Raw genomic sequence first — 495 nt, 5'->3', positions numbered from 1 at the left:
CTTGACCAGCACCGCCTTGCACGTTAAATGTGTTATAAGTTCTATTATCGCTTGATACGCTATTCGTGCTCAAACCGTAACCGCTAGAAGATAAATTAACATCTGTTAAGCCTACTACCATAGAACCTTTGAACATTCCGCCAAGTTTACCTGCAATACCATTAATTGATCCTGATACTTTTTCAATCGTACCTGTGACGCCACCTAGAACGCTGTCTATCGTATGCTTGATTCCTCCAAATAGTCCACTAAAGAAACTACCAAGCCCATTAAATACTCCTGTTATTGCGTTGTAAGCATTAGAAGCGAAACCACCAAAAGCGCTGAACACTCCATTAACTGCATTTTTAGCACCATTGAATACTCCGCTAAAGAAACTACCGACTCCGCTAAATACACCTGAAATTCTTGACCAAGCGTTTGAAGCAAAGTTACCTATGGCACTAAATACTCCACTAACGACACTACGAACAGAGTTGAATATGCCACTAAAGA

1 protein-coding gene is annotated in these 495 nt (G+C 40.6%); it reads right to left on the bottom strand.

The window, feature by feature from the left end; genetic code table 11:
* Positions 1 to 495, bottom strand: a 495-nt coding sequence (locus L979_RS16390; protein ID WP_197052157.1) for a hypothetical protein, incomplete at both ends; no start/stop codon positions are given.

The organism is Kocuria sp. ZOR0020 (assembly GCF_000800955.1).
Classification (GTDB): Bacteria; Actinomycetota; Actinomycetes; order Actinomycetales; family Micrococcaceae; genus Kocuria; species Kocuria subflava.
This window is presented reverse-complemented; position numbering and strand designations above follow the sequence as displayed.